Origin of the sequence: Loktanella sp. 3ANDIMAR09, assembly GCF_001420005.1 — a bacterium.
In the GTDB taxonomy this organism is placed as follows: Bacteria; Pseudomonadota; Alphaproteobacteria; order Rhodobacterales; family Rhodobacteraceae; genus Loktanella.
In genome coordinates, this window is the sequence record NZ_LJAK01000012.1 from 46760 (window position 1) to 64676 (window position 17917).

Here is a 17917-nt window from a genome sequence, read left to right on the forward strand (position 1 = left end):
GCAGAAATCCGATCTTTGCAGCTTTTCGCTGCAACCCTAGGTCCTGTATTGAAGTTTCGCTGAAAACGAATGTATTCCGCGCTGCAGCACGAATTGGAACCTGATTCATGAGACCCTCCCGCACGTCACAGCCCCTTTCACGCCGATCTGTCCTGAAACAAGGCGGATCAGCCCTCGCCGCACTGTCCCTGCTGGGGACGCTGGCACAAACCGCAACCGCACAGACGGTCGCGTCCGCACCGGCCACGCCGTTTTCGTTTGCGGCGCTGGTGGACCGGGCGCGGCAGACCGCCGCACAGGCCTATGTGCCGCCAGAGGTGCTGAGTGCGGCATTCACCGACCTGGATTACGACGCCTATCGCACGATCCAGTTCAACGAGGCCCGCGCCCGCTGGGCCGGACCAGAGGCATTCGCCGTGCTGCACGCCTATCATCCTGGCTGGTTGTTCGACAGCACCGTCGATCTGTTCGAAATCATCGACGGCATGGCTGTTCCGATGGACTTTTCGGCGCGTGATTTCAGGTATGGCGGCGATGTCGAACAGCCCTTGAACGATGGCGAGGTCTTTCCGGGCGTGGCGGGGTTCCGGCTGAACATGCCGTTGAACGCGCCCGACCGGTTCGACGAGGTCGTGACCTTTTTGGGGGCCAGCTATTTCCGCGCGCTTGGCAAGGACAACCGCTACGGGCTGAGTGCGCGCGGGCTTGCGGTCAACACCGCTACCTCCGAGGCAGAGGAATTTCCGCGCTTCAGCGCCTTTTGGCTGACGCGCCCGGCACCGGGCGACACGGCCGTCACCTTCTATGCCCTGCTGGAAAGCGAATCCGTGGCCGGGGCCTATCAGTTCACGGTGACACCGGGAGAGACGACGACCATCGACGTCACATCCGAGCTGTTCTTTCGCAGCGATATCGAACAGCTGGGCATCGCACCGCTGACGTCGATGTTCCTGTTCGGACTGAACGATCAGGGCCCGTTTGACGACTACCGCACACGGGTGCATGACAGCGAAGCGCTGGTCATCAACACTGCGGGCGGTGAAACGCTCTACCGTGTGCTGAACAACCCGCAACAGCTGGCCAATTCCTATTTCAGTGCACAATCGCCCCGGTCCTTTGGTCTGGTGCAGCGCAACAGGGACTTTGAAGGCTATCTGGATGCCGAAGCCTATTACGAACGGCGGCCCAGCCTGATCGTCGAACCCGTGGGTGACTGGGGCGAAGGAACCGTGCGCCTGATCGAGATTCCGACGGATCTGGAAACGAACGACAATATCGTCGCCTTCTGGATTCCGCAAAATCCCTATGGCGCAGGCAGCAGTGCAAAGGTGTCCTACAGGCTGCATTGGGGCATGACCCCGCCAGGCGCGCAATCCGACCTGGCACAGATCACGCACACACTGGCGGGTGCCGGTGGTGTTTCGGGCGTTGAACCCAGTGCGGACACGCGAAAGTTCGTGATCGACTTTCAGGGGGGCCTGTTGGCGGAACCGATCGCAGAGTTGTTGGTTAAGGCACGAACAAGCATTTACGGCGGCACCCTCGTGCAAGAGGTGTTGCAACGCGTGGATGGTCAGGATGCGACTTGGCGGCTTGTCCTCGAAGTCGCAGCCGATCCCGGTGCAATCGTCGAAATGCGTGCCAATCTGGCCGAAGGCGACCGGCTGCTGACAGAGACGTGGGTGTATCAATGGATGAAAAACTGACCGTGACGATAGATAGCAATTTTGCACCGACCCATGACCTGACGCCACTGGCACCGCGCGCCGCGCCGCTGGACATGCCGCGTCAGGTGCTGGAACACGCAGCCCGCCCGTCACCATTCGAGATGGTCTCACGCCTGTTCCTGCGGAACGTGTGATTTGCAAAGGCACCTGAGACCGTCCAGCGTGCGGACCAGCCGTATCGTTGGTATCAGCTTTGCGCTGCTGTGCATGGTCGCAGCGGCGGCAACGCTTGCGCAGGCAGGGTTGAACACAGGGTTCGACGTCTGGGACGGCGCAAGCGTGCTGTTGATCGCGATCACCACGGGCTGGCTGGCCTGGGGGGCGGCGCAGGCGTTTATCGGGCTGCCGGCCCTGGCCCCTGCCCCGCGCACGACCTTGATGAGCGGCCATTTTCCGGCCACGGCGATCCTCGTGCCGATCTGCAACGAAAACCCGGTCGAGGTCTGCGCGCGTGTTCAGGCCATGCGACAGTCACTGGCGCGGGCTGGCGTCCCTGCGGATTTCGCCATCCTGTCCGACACGTCGGATCCCGACGCGCTGCGAGCAGAACGCGCCGCATTGGCATCGCTGTTTGACCCGACAGACGGTCTGAATACCGTCTATTACCGCGTCCGCGAGGATCGCCGTGGCCGCAAGGCAGGCAACGTCGAGGATTTCATCCGCAGGTCTGGCGGTAACTATACCTATGTCGTGCTGCTGGACGCCGACAGCCTGATGGAAGGCGAGGCAATCCGCCATCTGGTCGCCCGGATGGAGGCAAACCCCGGTCTGGGGTTGCTTCAGACGCTGCCGCGGATCGTCGGTGCCGCGACGGCGTTCGGGCGTGCGATGCAGTTTTCAGCCAGCTTTCATTCGCCCGTCTTTGCGCGCGGGCTGGCGCGGATGCAGGGCCCGGCGGGGCCGTTCTGGGGCCATAACGCCATCGCGCGCGTCCGCGCGCTGGCACAATGCTGCGGCCTGCCCGAACTGACCGGACCGCCCCCCTTTGGCGGCACCATCCTCAGCCATGACTATGTCGAGGCCGCATTGCTGGTGCGCGGCGGCTGGCAGGTCGAGATGGACCCCCGTATCGACGGCTCCTTTGAAGAGGGGCCGGAAAACCTGCTGGCCTTTGCGCGGCGTGACAGACGCTGGTGTCAGGGCAATTTGCAACATATCCGACTGCTGAACGCCCCCGGCCTGCGCAAGTGGAGCAGGTTCGTCTTTTTCCAGGGGATCGTGTCCTACCTCGTGTCGCTGGCCTGGGGTGCGTTTCTGATCGTGTCCCTGTTGGCCGCAGCGACGGCCGGGGCACCGAACTATTTCCCCGATGCCTACCAGCTGTTCCCGGTTTTTCCCGATGATCGCACGTTCCAGATCGTGGCACTGGCCTGCGGGGTCGGCGGGCTCTTGCTGCTGCCAAAGCTGGCGATTTATGCCGAATCCGTTGTGACGGGCCGGGCACAGCAGTTCGGCGGCACGCTGCGCGCGCTGGGGTCGGTTCTGGCCGAAACCCTGCTGACAGCCCTGATTGCCCCCCTGATGCTGATGTATCAGTCCCGCGCCGCAGCAGAGGTGCTGTCGGGTCGCGATGGCGGCTGGCCCGCCACCGCCCGCGGCGAAGGTCGCCTGGGCTGGATCGAGGGTTGGCGCGCGGGGCGCTGGATCACGCTGTTCGGCGTGGCCGTATCAATCTTTGTGCTGCGCGCGGCCCCCGATCTGGTGGTCTGGCTGCTGCCGGTCACCCTGCCGATGGTCTTTGCGCCATTTTTGATCACCGTGACGTCATGGCCTGTGCTGGTTGGCGCATTCGGCGTGCCCCAAGAAACATCCCTGCCGCCTGTCGTTGCGGATTACCGCCGGAATCTGGCGCGGGGCACCGATCCAAAAGGAACAGCCGATGGCGCAATCGTCCGCGCGGCCTGATCGCCAGCCCGCGTCGCGTCCTGCCGGTTTTGTCGCCCCCCCCGTGTCGCGCGATCCCCGGATCGACGCGTTTCGTGGTCTGGCGCTGGTGATGATCCTGATCGACCACATGCCCGGCAACCCGTGGGAGGCCGTCACCGTCCGCAATATCGGGTTTTCCGACGCAGCCGAGGCGTTTTTCGTGATGTCGGGCGTTGCCGCCGGCATCGCCTATTCCCCCGCCGTTGACCGCTGGCTGCACGGCGAGGCGCGACTGTGGGACGGGATGGCCCCGATGTGGCGCAGGGCCTGGACATTGTATTGCGTGCAGATCGTGCTGACCCTTGCGGCCATCGGGATGTTCAGTTGGGCGGCCGGGGTGTTTTTTCGCGGGGAATTCCGCGAGATGCACAACCTTGCTGCCATCTACGAAAATACCGGCGCGGCCCTGATCGGGCTGCCGATCATGACCTATCAGATCGGCTACGTGAACATCCTGCCCACCTATATCGTGCTGATGATCGCGGCCCCCTTCATCCTGATGGCCGGGTTGCGAAAACCCTGGTGGACGCTGACGGCGGCGGTCTTGTTGTGGGGCTTTGCCGGGGCGAACGGATGGAACCTCCCCAATTATCCCGGCAATGGCGTCTGGTTTCTGGGACCGCTGACCTGGCAGCTGATCTTTATCATCGGGCTGCTGATCGGCATCCGGCACCGGCAAGGCAAACGCCTGGTCCCGGTGTCGCGCGGCTTGTTCGCGGTGACGCTGGCCTTTGTGCTGTTTGCTTTTGCATGGCGACACATTCCCGACCTTGGCGCCTTTATGAACCACAAGATGGCGCAGCTGCGCGACCTGGGGGCGCCCGCCAACTTTACCTCTCATAACAAACCGATGCTGGCGGCACCGCGTTTGCTGCACATTCTGGCCTTGGCGTATGTGTTGTCCTGCCTGCCTGTCGTCACCCGGTTGTGCGCGCACCCCGTCGCGGATCCCCTGCGCCTGCTGGGGCGGCACGGGCTATTGGTGTTCGGGCTGGGGACGGTTCTGTCGCTGGCGGGCCAGATCCTGCTGCGGGTCGAGGCCGATGTGGTCTGGCTGCCGTGGCTTTTGCCGGTGGTTGGTGTGCTGATCAGCTATGCGGCAGCGCGGCTGGCCGACGCCCTCGCTGGCCGCAAACAACCGCAAAAACCGATCGCCGTGGCCCAGCAAATGCAGCCGCCAAAGGCGGCCTGAACCACCGCAGCCGCGCCACCGGGCATCATCCGGCGGTGAAAATCACTTGCCGATCAGGCGTTTGACCCAGCCCTTCTTGACCTCTTCGGGGGCATCGGGGGCGGGGGCATCATCACCGTCCACGCCTTCGACCACCGCGCGAAAGTTCTCAAAGAACTGGTCCGCCATCTTGCGCGCGAAACCGTCCACGATCCGGCTGCCCAATTGCGCCAGCTTGCCACCCACCTTTGCGTTGACCTTGTATTCCAGGCGCGTGCCTTCGGGGATTTCGGTCAGCGTCACATCCGCCCCGCCAGAGGCATGACCCGCCGCACCGCCCTTGCCCGATCCGGTGATTGTCAGGCTGTGGGGCGGCTGCATGTCCGACAATGCGACCTCACCCTTGAAGGTCGCTTTGACCGGACCGACCTTTTGCGTGACCGTCGCGGTGAACCCGTCCTGCGGGTTGCCCGCCATTTCCGAACACCCCGGCACGCACTGGCGCAACACATCCGCATCCAGCAATGCGGCCCAGACGGCGGCAGGCGGGGCTGCAATGTCCTTGCTGTCGTTCATATCCATGGCGTGTCCCCTCCCGGTGTTGCGACTGTCCTCAGGTGCAGCATGCCCGCGATCCCGCGCGCCGTCAAAGCGGGATCGTCAGGCGGGGCGCAATCCCAACATCTGCCGCGCCTGTTGCCATGTGGCGACGGGGCGTTCGTATTTTTCGCAGATCGCGACAGTGCGTGCCACCAGCGCCGCATTCGACGGCGCAAGCGTGTTGCGGTCCAGCCTGATGTTGTCCTCCAGCCCGGTGCGCGCATGGCCACCGCTGGAAATCGCCCAATCGTTCAGCACGGCCTGCTGCGCGCCGATCCCTGCGGCACACCACGGTGCGTCCTCTCCGAACAGGCGCTTGACCGTCTTGATGTAGAAATCGAACACCTCGCGGTCGGCGGGCATCGCGTTTTTGACCCCCATGACGAACTGCACATAGGGCAGGTCCTTGATCTGGCCTGCGTCATACATCGCCTTGGCGCGCAGGATATGGCTCAGGTCGAACGCCTCGATCTCGGGCTTTACGTCATGGGCCAGCATCTCGGATGCCAGCCAATCCACGAGGTCCGGCGGGTTCTCATAGACCCGCGTGGGAAAATTGTTCGACCCCACCGACAGCGACGCCATGTCGGGGCGCAGCGGCAGCATGCCCCCGCGCGTCTTGCCTGCACCCGACCGCCCACCGGTGGACATCTGGATGATCATGCCGGGGCAATGTTTTTCCAGACCTTCCTTCAGCGCTGCGAACTTGTCGGGGTCGCTGCTGGGGGTTTCATCGTCGTTGCGCACATGAGCGTGGCAGATCGTGGCCCCTGCCTCGAACGCGGCCTGGGTTGATTCCACCTGTTCGGTGACGGTGACCGGCACGGCCGGGTTGTCCGCCTTGCGCGGCAGCGACCCGGTGATCGCCACGCAGATGATGCAGGGTGTGGTCATGGTCGTCCCTCAAATATCGAAAAAGATGGTTTCGGCGTCGCCTTGCAACCGAATGTCGAACCGGTAGCCACCCGCACCGTCGGGCTGCGCCAGCAAGGTCGGCACGCGGTTTTGATGTTCGATCCGGCTCAGGATCGGGTCGTCGGCATTGGCCGCCACCTCGTCAGCGAAATACATCCGTGTTTGCAGACCCAGATTGATACCGCGTGCGACGATCCAAAAGGTGATATGCGGTGCCTGCAACTGGCCATTGCGCCATGGGACCTGTCCCGGTTTGACCGTCTGGAACGTAAATTCGCCTGTTTCCATATCGCCCGGCGACCGGCCCCAGCCGGTGAAATGCGGATCAGCCGCACCGCGCGGGTCATTGCCGGGGTAGATGCCGTTTGCATCCGCCTGCCAGATTTCCACCATTGCGTCGCGCAGTGGCGTGCCGGTGCCGTCGAACACGGCCCCGCGCACCGTGATTTCCGTCCCCTGCACGGGACCGGTTTTCATGGTCGTCCCCAGGTCGCCGCCGTAGATGTCGATGCCGGAAAAATTCGGTGTGCAGCCGATGTGGACATAAGGTCCGGCTGTCTGCGACGGGCTTTCCTTGAGCAGGTTCAACGATTGCACCATCACAGTCCCTCCGCACGGTTTTCAAAGAACGTCTGGCGCCGCCCGCGCAGCACGATGTCGAATTTGTAGGCGCGCGCGTCCATAGGAATCGTGCGCGACATGTCGAGTGCGGCAACCAGCGATTCCACCGCCTTGGGATCGTCGATCGTGCCGACGATGGGACACATCCAGATCATCGGATCACCCTCGAAATACATCTGGGTGATCAGCCGTTGGGCAAAGCCCTGACCAAACACGCTGAAATGGATATGCGCGGGCCGCCAGTCATTCGGGCCGTTGGGCCAGGGATACGGCCCCGGCTGGATCGTGCGGAATTCATAGCAGCCGTTCTCGTCCGTGATCACCCGCCCGCAGCCGCCAAAGTTCGGGTCAAGCGGGGCAAGGTAGGATTCCTTCTTGTGCCGATACCGCCCACCGGCGTTGGCCTGCCAGACCTCGACCAGCGCACCGGGCACGGGGCGGCCGGTCTCGTCCAGCACGCGGCCGTAAACGACGATGCGCGGGCCAATCGCGCTTTGATCGGCGGCGGCAAAGTTGTGGATCAGGTCATTGTCCAGGGGGCCGAGGATGTTGTGGCCAAACACCGGGCCGGTTTCCTCTGACAGCGACGTCGGAAACGACAGTTTGGCGCGGGTCGGACTGCGTGCGACGCTCGTTTTATAGCCCGGCGTCAGCGCGGGGGGATGCCACTGCGTGTCACGCGCGAAATACCCTTTCTGCGTCATAGAACCCCCATTTCCTGTAGTGTCTGTTTCGCCAGTTTGATCGCGTGGTTCGCCTTGGGCACGCCGGCATAAACGCCCACGTGCAAAAACGCCTGCATGATGTCGTCGGGGCTGGCCCCCGTGCTGGCGGTAGCGCGCACATGCATCGGGATTTCCTCGAAATTGCCGGTCGCGGCCAGCAACGCCAGCGTCAGCATCGACCTCTCTCGTCGGGTGATCGTGTCATCCGCCCAGACGGTGCCCCAGGCACCTTCGGTGATCATCCGCTGGAACGGCGCGTCAAAGGGCGTCTTGGCCGCCTCGGCCCGGTCCACATGGGCATCGCCCAGCACCGCGCGGCGGGTCGCCATGCCTGCATCATATCGGTCGGTCATCTGCGCTACTCCAACAGGACGGGAATCTGGATTGGTCCGCGAAAACCAAAACCGCGCCAGATCACGGCGTCGGTGTCGGGGATCGACATATTCGGGAAACGGTCGAACAGGATCGGCAGCATCACCTGCCCCACCGCGCGGCGGGCGACATGGGTGCCCTGGCAAAAGTGTGGTCCATTGCCGAACGACTGGTGCGGGGCCTTGTCGCGGTAGACGTCGAACACCTCGCCGTTTTCCAGCACATCTTCGTCGCGGTTAGCGCTGGCCTGAATCGTCATCACCGTATCGCCCTTGGGGATCAGGTGACCGCGAATTTCCGTGTCCTCTGTCACCAGCCGGGACGAGGCCGAGATCGGTGCAACCCAACGCACGCCTTCCTCGAACGCGCGGTCCCAGTCACCGTTTGCGACGACCTGCGCGCATTGGTCGGGGTTGGTCAGCAAACCGTACAGGGTCGTGTTCAGCGCATCGCGCGGTTCGTTGATGCCGCCGCCGATGGCAATCTTGATGTTGGCATAGATCTGGCTGTCGGGGATCGGATCATCCGCATTCAGCATCACGGAATAGGCCGATGGATTGGGGTCCGCCAGGTGACGGGCGCGGGCGGCGTCCAGCACGGCGTTGATGCCCGCATTCGCGCGGTCGGACCGTTCGAACGGCGCATCGCGCCAGCCGAAATTGCCCGCCCCCTCGATCAGGGCCTGCGACCATTCCATCATGTCCTCGTCCGATGCCTCTGGCATCCCCAGCAAGATCGCGAGGCCCCGCGCGGCAAAGGCACCGGACAGCACATTGAACAGATCGACAACCTCGCCACGCGGCAGTCGGGCGACGTAGTCCTGCGCGATCTGGTTATATTGCGGCATCCATTCGCCCATGATGACCTTGGGGTTGAACGCAGGCGCCATGGCCGTGCGTTCGCGCAGATGGTCGGCCCCGTCCTTGCGCATCAGCGTATGCGCCTGGAACGCGCGTTTCATCGGCGTATTGGGATCGTCGGAACTGAACAGATCGGGGTTGTCCTTGACGTATTTGGTATCGGCGGCCTTGGTCAGTAGGGTCCGCCCCACCGACTTGACGCGCAGCACCGGGGCCTCGGCCCGCAGGCGGCGGTAGATCGGGAACGGATCGCGGTCTAATTGGTCCAGCGTGATCGCCTCATCCAGCGGGGCAAGGTCAGGCATCGGAAACTCCCAGCAGGCGCAGGGCATTTTCCTTCAGAATCAGCGGGCGCACCTCGTCCTTGAACGGGGCTGCCTCGAAATCCGCCAGCCAGCGGTCGGGCGTGATCGCAGGCCAATCGGACCCGAACAGCATCTTTTTCTTGAGGATCGAATTGGCGTATTTTACGAATATCTCGGGGAAATACTTTGGCGACCAGCCGGACATGTCGTAATAGACGTTCGGTTTGTGCTGGGCCACGGCCAGCCCTTCTTCGGTCCATGGAAAACTGGGGTGCGCCAGCACGATTTTCATGTCCGGGAAATCGACGGCCACATCGTCCAGATGCATCGGGTTGGAATATTTCAGCCGCATCCCCATGCCGCCGCGCATCCCCGACCCAACGCCGGTCTGGCCGGTGTGAAACAGCGTGATCACGCCTTCCTCTGCGCAGGCCTCCAGCACGGCATAGCAGGCCTCTCGGTCGTTGGGGAAAAACCCCTGCATCGTGGGATGAAACTTGAACCCGCGCACACCGAAATCACGCACCAGCCGCCGCACCTCGCGCGCGCCAGCGCGGCCCTTGTGCGGATCGACCGACGCAAAGGGGATCAGGATGTCGTCATTTTCGGCGCAGATGGTCGCGACCTCTTCGTTGGAATAGCGCCTGAAACCGGTCTCACGCTCTGCATCCACGGGGAAAATCACGGCAGCGATATTGCGTGCGCGGTAGTAGGCGGCGGTGTCCTGCACGGTCGGCAGCATGCCGTCGACACCGGCGGGGTTTTTGAAATAGGCGGCCATGCCGGCCTGAAATTCGGTGTATCCATCGTCGCGCGGGGCGCAGCAGGGTTCCTCTGCGTGCGTGTGGAAATCAATGGCGCGGACTGCGCTGAAATCGACCATGACGACCCTCCCCGATCTGGCTGGCATCATGATAGCATAATTGTTTTGTATGTTAACAGTTATCTTATATAACACTTTCACCTAAATCAGAGGGCCTATCATGACCGATCCTGTCACCCGCCTGTCGATCGACGGCTATATCGCCACGCTGACATTTGCGCGCCCTGACAAGCGTAATGCGATGAACGACGCGCTGGTGGCGGACCTTGATGCCTTCTTTTCCAACCCGCCAGAGGGCGTGCGCGTGGCGATCCTGCATGGCGAGGGTGGCCATTTCTGTTCCGGCCTCGACCTGTCCGAACACAAACAGCGCAGTCCAGAGGACACGATGCGCCATTCGCGCAACTGGCACCGGGTCGCGGATGCCATCGAATTCGGCGGCCTGCCCGTGGTCAGCGCCCTGACCGGTGCCGTGATCGGCGGCGGGCTGGAAATCGCCACCGCCACCCATGTGCGCATCGCGGAACCCAGCGTGCGGTTTCAACTGCCAGAGGGACGGCGCGGCATCTTTGTCGGTGGCGGGGCCACCGTGCGCGTTGGTCGCATCCTCGGCGCGGACCGGATGCGGGAGATGATGCTGACCGGGCGCAGCTACGGGGCCGAGGACGGCCTGCGGCTGGGCCTGTGCCACTATGCCGTGGCCGAGGGCGAGGCGCTGCCCATGGCCCGCGACCTTGCCCGGAAAATCGCGGATAACGCGCCGTTTTCAAACTATTTGATGATCCAGGCGCTGTCGCGGATCGAGGATATGTCCCGCAGCGACGGCCTGTTCACCGAGAGCCTCTCTGCCGCCATGGCCCAGACCACCGACGCCGCCCGCGAGGGACTGGCCGCGTTCCTGGAAAAACGTGCGCCGAAGTTTCGCGGCTAGGCGGCACCGATCACGATCTGCGAACGTTTCAACGCTTGCGACATGGCAGACCTTTGGGTGCCTTGCAGCGGATGGACCGCAATACGGAGTTCGGTGCATTCTGCGACGAACGGAGGGTTTGAGCCCATAACTACCGAGCAGTCTGGGGTAGCCCTCCGGGACGAAGGGATATTTTTCTGCTATATATGAAAATGAACTCAATCGGTGCGCCCTTGAACTGACATTAGAATCGTGCAGTAGGGTTAGCTACGAAAAACAAATATGATCCATCGCTTCTTTGCCCTCAAAACTATAAGATGATGTGAGCATTGCGGCTGAGGGATAAACTTATCAAAGCTCAGCCAGAGAGGATTAAATAGTGTCAGAAGCATTAAACGCCTTAATCACATTCACAGGAATAGTTCTCAGCTTTGCGGGCGTCGGACTTACGTTCATCACGTTTTTTGCCCCAGGAGTTATCCAAAGTTTGGCCCTCAAAAATCCAAAGCGATGGATGCACGTTCCCTCTCAAACCGACGGAAACGAAACATATCGCCATAAAATTTATTCAGGATTCACAATTGAAGTTGGTTATTCTGATCCAGTTCACAGAAACGATTATTTTGAGCCTTGGATGAACGCGCTATATCGCCCTGACAAAAGTGCAACATCTTACTACGTCACATTATTTTTCAACGGCCTTCCTATGGATCGGCTACTTTTTTTACAATATGATGGGTCAAGAAATTTCATTCCCGCCCCCCTTATAAAGCAAGTTGGGGAGAGGCTTTATGCATCCTTCTCTCTAAGGCAAAAGCAATTTGCAGATATTGTAGGATCCGATCACTTTAGAAGGTCATTTGACGAAGTAGCGGCATCTATTACTGGATCAAAATATAACCCAATATTGTTATCACATTATGACGAAAATCTGAATGAACACCTCAGCGCGCTAAATGAAAAAATTGAAGACTTCAAGTCGAGGATCTCTTCATATGAAATATAGCGGATAACGCTGTTTCCTTTTATACACAAAAACTCGTCGGCGTATCGCTTCGTCAATACTTACAGATAAGCTGGATACGGCAGAGCATCTTTGCCACTCATATCATGCGCGGCGAATTTTGGCTTAAAACCGCTTCAGTTGATATCGATACGGTCGTGTTGTGCTGTTAAGCTTGCGGTGAACGTCAACAAAGTCCGCACTCCGGCCACCAGCGCCTTCCCCCTAAATATTCGATTTAGACGATCATCGCGCCCTCACCCCCAGCATAAAGGGTGGCAATCAGCTCTGCCTTGTTCGCCCGTAACTGCCGCTGGTTCAGCGATCCTTTTTCGGTGATTTCACCTGCATCCAGTGAAGGGTCACGATCCAGCGGAATCGCGCGTTTCACGCGGCTGGCCGACCCTGTGGCAGACCTTGCCGCCTGCGCCAGTGCCGTCCGCACTGCGTCCATGTCCGCGCCGGGTGTCAGCCACAGCAGCGCGCCCAGTTCTGCCTGATCCTCGCCCACGATGACCGCGTCGCGGATCAGCCCGCCCATGGCATCGACCAGCCGCGCGCGCACCGCGCCGACGGCCACCCATGTGCCGGTCGTCAGCTTGAAATTCTCGGCCAGCCGCCCGTCGAAATAGAAGCCCTTGGACAGATCATCGGGGTCCGCAGGCCGCAGCGCATCGCCCAGAGGGTAGAACCCTTCGTCGTCGAATGCCTCTGCCGTGCGAACGGGATCGCCCAGATAGCCCGGCGTCACGTTCGGCCCTTTGATCCGGGCCTCCAGCTTGTCACCGACGGGCACCAGTTTCAGCGTGACGCCGCGCGCGGGCACGCCCACGTTGCCGGATTGGTCCTGAATGTCGGTGCAGGCCAGCGTAAATGGTGCGGTTTCCGTGGCCCCCAGACCCGTCGCCAGCAACACCCGTTGCCCCGTGATCCGCAGGCCCACCGCCGACAACCGGTCCCAGGTCTGCTGCGCCATCCCGGCACCCGCATAGAACAACATGCCGAGTTTCGCGAAAAACCGCTGCGCCAATGCGTCGTCCTGTTCCAGCGCGGCGACCAGCTGATCGTAGCCGACGGGAACGTTGAAATACCAGGTGCAGGATATCTCTGACAGGTTGCGCAGGGTGGCGTCGATCTTGCCCGGCGCGGGACGGCCATCGTCGATGTAATAGGTGCCGCCGTTGGTCAGGATCATGTAGAACACCTTGTTGCCTGCCGCCGTGTGGTTCCACGGGGCCCAATCCAGCGTGACGGGCGGATCATCCGAGATATAGCGATAGCAGTCACGCACCATCGCCTGACTGGCGCAGACCATGCCGTTGGTGTTGATTACCGCTTTTGGCGTGCCGGTGGACCCGGACGTGAACAGGTATTTCAGCACCGTGTCCGCCGTCACCCCTGCCCGCGCGGCGTCCGCCGGGGCGGGGTCACAGGTCATCAGATCGTCATAGCTGACGTCGCCGGGTCGCGCATTCCGGCACGTGATGACCGCGCGACCGTCTGCCGAAATGGCGTCCAGTGCAGCGGCAAAGGTCGCGGCGTCATCGGCAAAAACCGCACCGGGGTTCAAGGTTGCTGCAATGTCGCGCAGCTTGCCGTGGTCCTGACTGACCAAGGAATAGGGCACCGCCACGGGTGCAAAGGGCACGCCGACGTAGGCCGCAGCCAGTCCCAAAAGCGCATGTTCGAGACTGTTTTCCGACAGGATCAACAACGGTCTATCCGCCGTCACACCGAGGTCCAGCAACCCCGCACCCAGCCTGCGCGCTGCATCCAGCGCCTGCGCATAGGTCACGGTGATCCAGTCATCATCCGGCCCACGCCGCGCGATCCATGTCCTGTCGGGGGCAGTCTGCGCCCAGTGATCGAGATAGGCCGCCATGACCTGCGGATGATCGGGCAGGGGGTCGGTCTGCCGCATCAGGATCGTGCCGTCAGCGCGGCGGTCATAGGCGAAATGCGGCGTCCAGAACCGGTCTGTCATGTGGTGACACCCCCCATGCGGACCTTGTGCAGCAGATGCAGCAGCATGTCCTTTTCCGTATCGTCCAGCCCGGCAAAACACCGCGCCTCATGGGCCCGTACCAAAGCGACAAGCTCGTCGAACCGGGCGACCCCGCGGTCTGTCGGTTGCAGCGCCTGCACCCGCCTGTCACCCGGCACGGGTTCACGGCGGATCAGATCCGCGCCTTCCAGTTCGTCGATCAGCGCGACCATGCCGGACCGTTCCACACCCAGCGCACGGGCCAATTCGCTTTGCGTGATGCCCTGCTGACCCACGACCATCGCCAGCGCGGAAAACACCCGCGTCGACAGGCCCGCATCACCCATGATGTCCCGAAAATCGGCATGCACGGTCACATAGGCCCGTTTCAGATGATACCCGAGGAAATCACGCAGCAGGATTTCCGGGTCTGTCTCGGGGTCTGACATGACGCGCCTTTCGGGGATCGAATTGTTTAGTTCCATAACAGTTACAGGTTCCAACAACCTTCTGTCCACGAAAACCGCAGACCGGTCTGCAAGAACTGTCCGAAAACGCGGCCCTCTGCCCAAGAAACAGGCAGCACGTGAAATCACGACGACCCCGCCACAGCCCGCGGCGCGGGGTCGGTTGACTTATCCCGGATGCAGTCACCAAGGTTTCGCAGATCAAGGGAGCCCGCCATCACCATCCTGTCCCCCAGCCTGTCGCCCGCGACACCCGTGCCTGCCGTCCGGTCCCATGGCCGGGTCGACCTGTGCGTGCAGGCGCGCGATGACGGCACCGGCATCGCGCGGTTGCGCACCTCTGGCTGTCTCAAACTGCTGTTTCCCACGGGACGCGCCCCGCTGACGGCCGTGCTGCTGAATACCTCTGGCGGATTGACCGGCGGCGATGATCTGGGGGTCACGCTGGACGCCCGCCCCGGCGCGCACCTGGCCCTGACCACGCAGGCCGCGGAACGGATCTACAAGGCAGCGCAGGGCAGCGCCCGCGTGGTGAACACCATCACCGCGCAGGACCGCAGCACGGTGATGTGGCTGCCGCAGGACACGATCCTGTTCGACGCCTCCGGCCTGAACCGCAGCCTGCACTGCGAGGTTGCCCCGACCGCCACCGCCCTGTTGGTGGAACCGGTCGTCTTTGGCCGGACACTGTCGGGCGAGGCGCTGCGCGACATTACCTACACCGACCGCATCCATGTCACCCGCGACGGCGCACCCTTGGTATCGGATGCGATCCACATCAGCGGCGACGCGCAGGCGCAACTGGCCCGCGCAGCCACCGCAGGTGGCGCCGGTGCCATGGCCACGCTGATCTATGCGGCCCCCGACGCAGGCAACAGGCTGGACGCCCTGCGCAGGGCCATCGGCAGTGGCGGTGCCGCCAGCAGCCCGCGCGACGGCGTGATCTGCGCCCGCCTGCTGGCCGCCGACAGCTTTGACCTGCGCCGCACGCTGACGCGTGCCCTGACCCTGTTGGCCGGGACCGACCTGCCCCCAAGCTGGAGATTGTGAATGAACCTGACGCCCCGCGAAAAGGACAAACTGCTGATCGCCATGGCCGCCGAGGTCGCGCGCAAACGCCTCGCGCGCGGTGTAAAGCTCAACCATCCCGAGGCCATCGCGCTGATCACCGACACCGTGGTCGAGGGTGCCCGCGACGGCCGGTCGGTGTCGGAAATGATGCAAGCCGGTGCCGAGGTCGTCACCCGCGATCAATGCATGGAAGGCGTGCCCGAGATGATCCACGACGTGCAGGTCGAGGCGACCTTTCCCGACGGCACAAAACTGGTGACGGTCCATGATCCGATCCGTTGAATTTGAGTATTTTTGGCAAGATGATGCAGGAGACCCGCGATGATCCCCGGTGAGATACTGACGGCAGGGGGTGAGATCACCCTGAATGCCGACCGCGAGGCCGTGACGCTGATGGTGGCCAATACCGGCGACCGACCCGTGCAGGTCGGCAGCCATTATCATTTTGCCGAAACCAATCCGGCGCTGGATTTTGACCGCGCTGCGGCGCGTGGCTGTCGGCTGGATATTGCCGCAGGCACCGCCGTGCGGTTCGAACCCGGCCAGCGGCGCGAGGTGAACCTGATCCCCTTTGCCGGTGGCCGCGTCGTTTACGGATTCAACCAGACCGTCATGGGGGAGCTCTGACATGGCAACCCGTATCTCTCGCGCGTCCTATGCCGCGATGTATGGCCCCACCGTGGGCGACCGGGTGCGGCTGGCCGACACCGACCTGATCATCGAGGTCGAACGCGACCTGACCGCCACACGCGGCGACGGCGGCAACGCGCTGCACTATGGTGAAGAGGTCAAGTTCGGCGGCGGCAAGGTCATCCGCGACGGCATGGGCCAGTCACAGGCCACCCGCGCTGCCGGGGCCGTCGATACGGTCATCACCAACGCGCTGATCGTGGATTGGACCGGCATCTACAAGGCCGACGTGGGCCTGCGCGACGGCCGCATCAACAAGATCGGCAAGGCAGGCAATCCCGACACCCAGCCCGGCGTCGATATCATCATCGGGCCGGGGACAGAGATCATCGCCGGTGAGGGGCGCATCCTGACCGCCGGCGGGTTTGACAGCCACATCCATTTCATCTGCCCGCAACAGATCGACGATGCGCTGCATTCAGGCGTGACGACCATGCTGGGCGGCGGCACCGGGCCCGCGCATGGCTCGCTGGCCACGACCTGCACGCCGGGACCCTGGCACATGGCGCGGATGCTGCAATCGGCGGATGCCTTTGCGATGAACCTCGCCTTTGCGGGCAAGGGCAACGCCAGCCTGCCCGCCGCGCTCGAGGAACAGGTGCTGGGCGGGGCCTGCGCGCTGAAACTGCACGAGGACTGGGGCACGACCCCCGCCGCCATCGACTGCTGCCTGAGCGTCGCCGACGCGATGGACGTGCAGGTCATGATCCACACCGATACGCTGAACGAATCCGGGTTCGTCGAACACACGCTGAATGCCATCAAGGGCCGCACGATCCACGCCTTTCACACCGAGGGTGCGGGGGGCGGCCATGCGCCGGACATCATCAAGATCTGTGGCGAACAGAACGTCCTGCCGTCCTCCACCAACCCGACGCGGCCCTTTACCGTGAACACGGTCGAGGAACATCTGGACATGCTGATGGTCTGCCATCATCTGGACAAATCCATCCCCGAAGATATCGCATTCGCCGAAAGCCGCATCCGGCGCGAAACCATCGCGGCCGAGGATATCCTGCACGACATGGGCGCATTTTCGATCATCGCGAGCGACAGCCAGGCGATGGGCCGCGTGGGCGAGGTCCTGATCCGCACCTGGCAAACCGCCGACAAGATGCGCAAGCAGCGCGGCCGCCTGCCAGAGGAAACGGGCGACAACGACAATGTCCGCGTGCGCCGCTATATCGCGAAATACACGATCAACCCTGCCATTGCCCACGGCATCAGCGCCCATATCGGCAGCATCGAGCAAGGCAAGCGCGCCGATCTGGTGTTGTGGAATCCCGCGTTTTTCGGGGTAAAGCCGGAAATGGTCCTGATGGGCGGCACCATCGTCATGGCACAGATGGGTGATCCCAATGCGTCCATCCCCACACCGCAGCCGGTCTATTCGCGGCCCATGTGGGGGGCCTACGGGCGTAGCGTCGAACATTCCGCCGTGACTTTTGTATCTGGTGCCGCACAGGACGACGGCATCCGCGACCGCCTTGGCCTGGCGAAACAGACGCTGGCGGTGGAAAACACCCGCAACATCGGCAAACGCGATCTGAAACTGAACGACGCCACGCCCACCGTCGAGGTCGATCCCGAAACCTACGAGGTCCGTGCCGACGGCGAGTTGTTGACCTGTCAGCCGGCAGAGGTTCTGCCGATGGCGCAACGGTATTTCATGTTCTGATGACAGGTTCAGCATCCCACCTGCTGCAGTGCGGCATTGCAAAGACGGCTGTAGTTATGCAGACCAAGC

General features: G+C 62.4%; 19 protein-coding genes. 10 read left to right on the forward strand and 9 right to left on the reverse strand.

Annotation, left to right across the window (positions count from 1 at the left end; translation table 11 throughout):
- Positions 1 to 107 precede the first annotated feature (107 nt).
- The 4 genes from AN189_RS15220 to AN189_RS15230 are packed head-to-tail and all read left to right on the forward strand — an operon-like array spanning position 108 to position 4845.
- Positions 108 to 1706, forward strand: a complete 1599-nt coding sequence (locus tag AN189_RS15220) for a glucan biosynthesis protein (RefSeq protein ID WP_056037695.1) — start codon at positions 108 to 110, stop codon at positions 1704 to 1706.
- Positions 1691 to 1861, forward strand: coding sequence for a hypothetical protein (locus AN189_RS19215; protein ID WP_157057515.1), 171 nt, complete (start codon positions 1691 to 1693; stop codon positions 1859 to 1861). The genes AN189_RS15220 and AN189_RS19215 overlap by 16 nt, the downstream gene beginning before the upstream one ends.
- A 28-nt stretch (positions 1862 to 1889) precedes the next feature.
- The gene (gene mdoH / locus AN189_RS15225; protein WP_301281462.1) at positions 1890 to 3632 is read left to right on the forward strand and encodes a glucans biosynthesis glucosyltransferase MdoH; all 1743 of its coding nucleotides are present in this window, start codon (positions 1890 to 1892) and stop codon (positions 3630 to 3632) included.
- Positions 3607 to 4845: an OpgC family protein gene (locus AN189_RS15230; protein WP_056037700.1), complete on the forward strand. Its 1239-nt coding sequence runs from the start codon at positions 3607 to 3609 to the stop codon at positions 4843 to 4845. The genes mdoH and AN189_RS15230 overlap by 26 nt, the downstream gene beginning before the upstream one ends.
- Before the next feature lie 42 nt (positions 4846 to 4887).
- Here the strand turns inward: AN189_RS15230 and AN189_RS15235 are convergent, their stop codons facing one another.
- The 7 genes from AN189_RS15235 to AN189_RS15265 form a co-directional block, all read right to left on the reverse strand.
- Complete coding sequence (locus tag AN189_RS15235; RefSeq protein ID WP_056037703.1) at positions 4888 to 5406, reverse strand: CoxG family protein; 519 nt, start codon at positions 5404 to 5406, stop codon at positions 4888 to 4890.
- A 78-nt stretch (positions 5407 to 5484) separates the two neighbouring features.
- A complete protein-coding gene (locus AN189_RS15240; RefSeq protein WP_056037707.1) occupies positions 5485 to 6318 on the reverse strand; it encodes a 3-keto-5-aminohexanoate cleavage protein in 834 nt (277 codons plus the stop codon).
- A 9-nt stretch (positions 6319 to 6327) separates the two neighbouring features.
- A complete protein-coding gene (gene pcaG, locus AN189_RS15245; protein WP_056037711.1) occupies positions 6328 to 6939 on the reverse strand; it encodes a protocatechuate 3,4-dioxygenase subunit alpha in 612 nt (203 codons plus the stop codon).
- A complete protein-coding gene (gene pcaH, locus AN189_RS15250) occupies positions 6939 to 7664 on the reverse strand; it encodes a protocatechuate 3,4-dioxygenase subunit beta (protein ID WP_056037714.1) in 726 nt (241 codons plus the stop codon). Before pcaH ends, pcaG begins: the two co-directional genes overlap by 1 nt.
- Positions 7661 to 8038: a 4-carboxymuconolactone decarboxylase gene (gene pcaC / locus AN189_RS15255; protein WP_056037716.1), complete on the reverse strand. Its 378-nt coding sequence runs from the start codon at positions 8036 to 8038 to the stop codon at positions 7661 to 7663. The genes pcaH and pcaC overlap by 4 nt, the downstream gene beginning before the upstream one ends.
- A 5-nt stretch (positions 8039 to 8043) precedes the next feature.
- The gene (locus AN189_RS15260) at positions 8044 to 9222 is read right to left on the reverse strand and encodes a cytochrome P450 (RefSeq protein ID WP_056037719.1); all 1179 of its coding nucleotides are present in this window, start codon (positions 9220 to 9222) and stop codon (positions 8044 to 8046) included.
- Positions 9215 to 10105: an amidohydrolase family protein gene (locus AN189_RS15265; RefSeq protein WP_056037723.1), complete on the reverse strand. Its 891-nt coding sequence runs from the start codon at positions 10103 to 10105 to the stop codon at positions 9215 to 9217. Before AN189_RS15265 ends, AN189_RS15260 begins: the two co-directional genes overlap by 8 nt.
- Positions 10106 to 10205: 100 nt before the next feature.
- Here AN189_RS15265 and AN189_RS15270 point away from each other — a divergent pair, with 100 nt between their 5' ends.
- Together AN189_RS15270 and AN189_RS19220 are read left to right on the forward strand one after the other, a co-directional pair.
- Entirely contained in the window at positions 10206 to 10976 is a 771-nt protein-coding gene (locus tag AN189_RS15270; protein WP_056037726.1) for a crotonase/enoyl-CoA hydratase family protein, read from the forward strand.
- Positions 10977 to 11334: 358 nt separating this feature from the next.
- Positions 11335 to 11961: a hypothetical protein gene (locus AN189_RS19220; protein ID WP_157057516.1), complete on the forward strand. Its 627-nt coding sequence runs from the start codon at positions 11335 to 11337 to the stop codon at positions 11959 to 11961.
- 235 nt (positions 11962 to 12196) lie between these two features.
- Here the strand turns inward: AN189_RS19220 and AN189_RS15275 are convergent, their stop codons facing one another.
- Both AN189_RS15275 and AN189_RS15280 read right to left on the reverse strand, forming a co-directional pair.
- Positions 12197 to 13942 (reverse strand): feruloyl-CoA synthase, encoded by a 1746-nt coding sequence (locus AN189_RS15275; protein ID WP_056037730.1) that lies wholly within the window; start codon positions 13940 to 13942, stop codon positions 12197 to 12199.
- Positions 13939 to 14391, reverse strand: coding sequence for a MarR family winged helix-turn-helix transcriptional regulator (locus tag AN189_RS15280; protein ID WP_253279646.1), 453 nt, complete (start codon positions 14389 to 14391; stop codon positions 13939 to 13941). The genes AN189_RS15275 and AN189_RS15280 overlap by 4 nt, the downstream gene beginning before the upstream one ends.
- A gap of 195 nt (positions 14392 to 14586) precedes the next feature.
- Here AN189_RS15280 and AN189_RS15285 point away from each other — a divergent pair, with 195 nt between their 5' ends.
- The 4 genes from AN189_RS15285 to ureC are packed head-to-tail and all read left to right on the forward strand — an operon-like array spanning position 14587 to position 17848.
- Positions 14587 to 15459, forward strand: a complete 873-nt coding sequence (locus tag AN189_RS15285) for an urease accessory protein UreD (protein WP_083484446.1) — start codon at positions 14587 to 14589, stop codon at positions 15457 to 15459.
- Entirely contained in the window at positions 15460 to 15762 is a 303-nt protein-coding gene (locus AN189_RS15290) for an urease subunit gamma (protein ID WP_056037736.1), read from the forward strand. It begins immediately after the preceding gene.
- Positions 15763 to 15801: 39 nt separating this feature from the next.
- Positions 15802 to 16107, forward strand: coding sequence for an urease subunit beta (locus AN189_RS15295; protein ID WP_056037739.1), 306 nt, complete (start codon positions 15802 to 15804; stop codon positions 16105 to 16107).
- A 1-nt stretch (position 16108) separates the two neighbouring features.
- On the forward strand, positions 16109 to 17848 hold the full coding sequence (ureC, locus tag AN189_RS15300; RefSeq protein WP_056037742.1) for an urease subunit alpha: 1740 nt from the start codon (positions 16109 to 16111) through the stop codon (positions 17846 to 17848).
- Positions 17849 to 17917 lie beyond the last annotated feature (69 nt).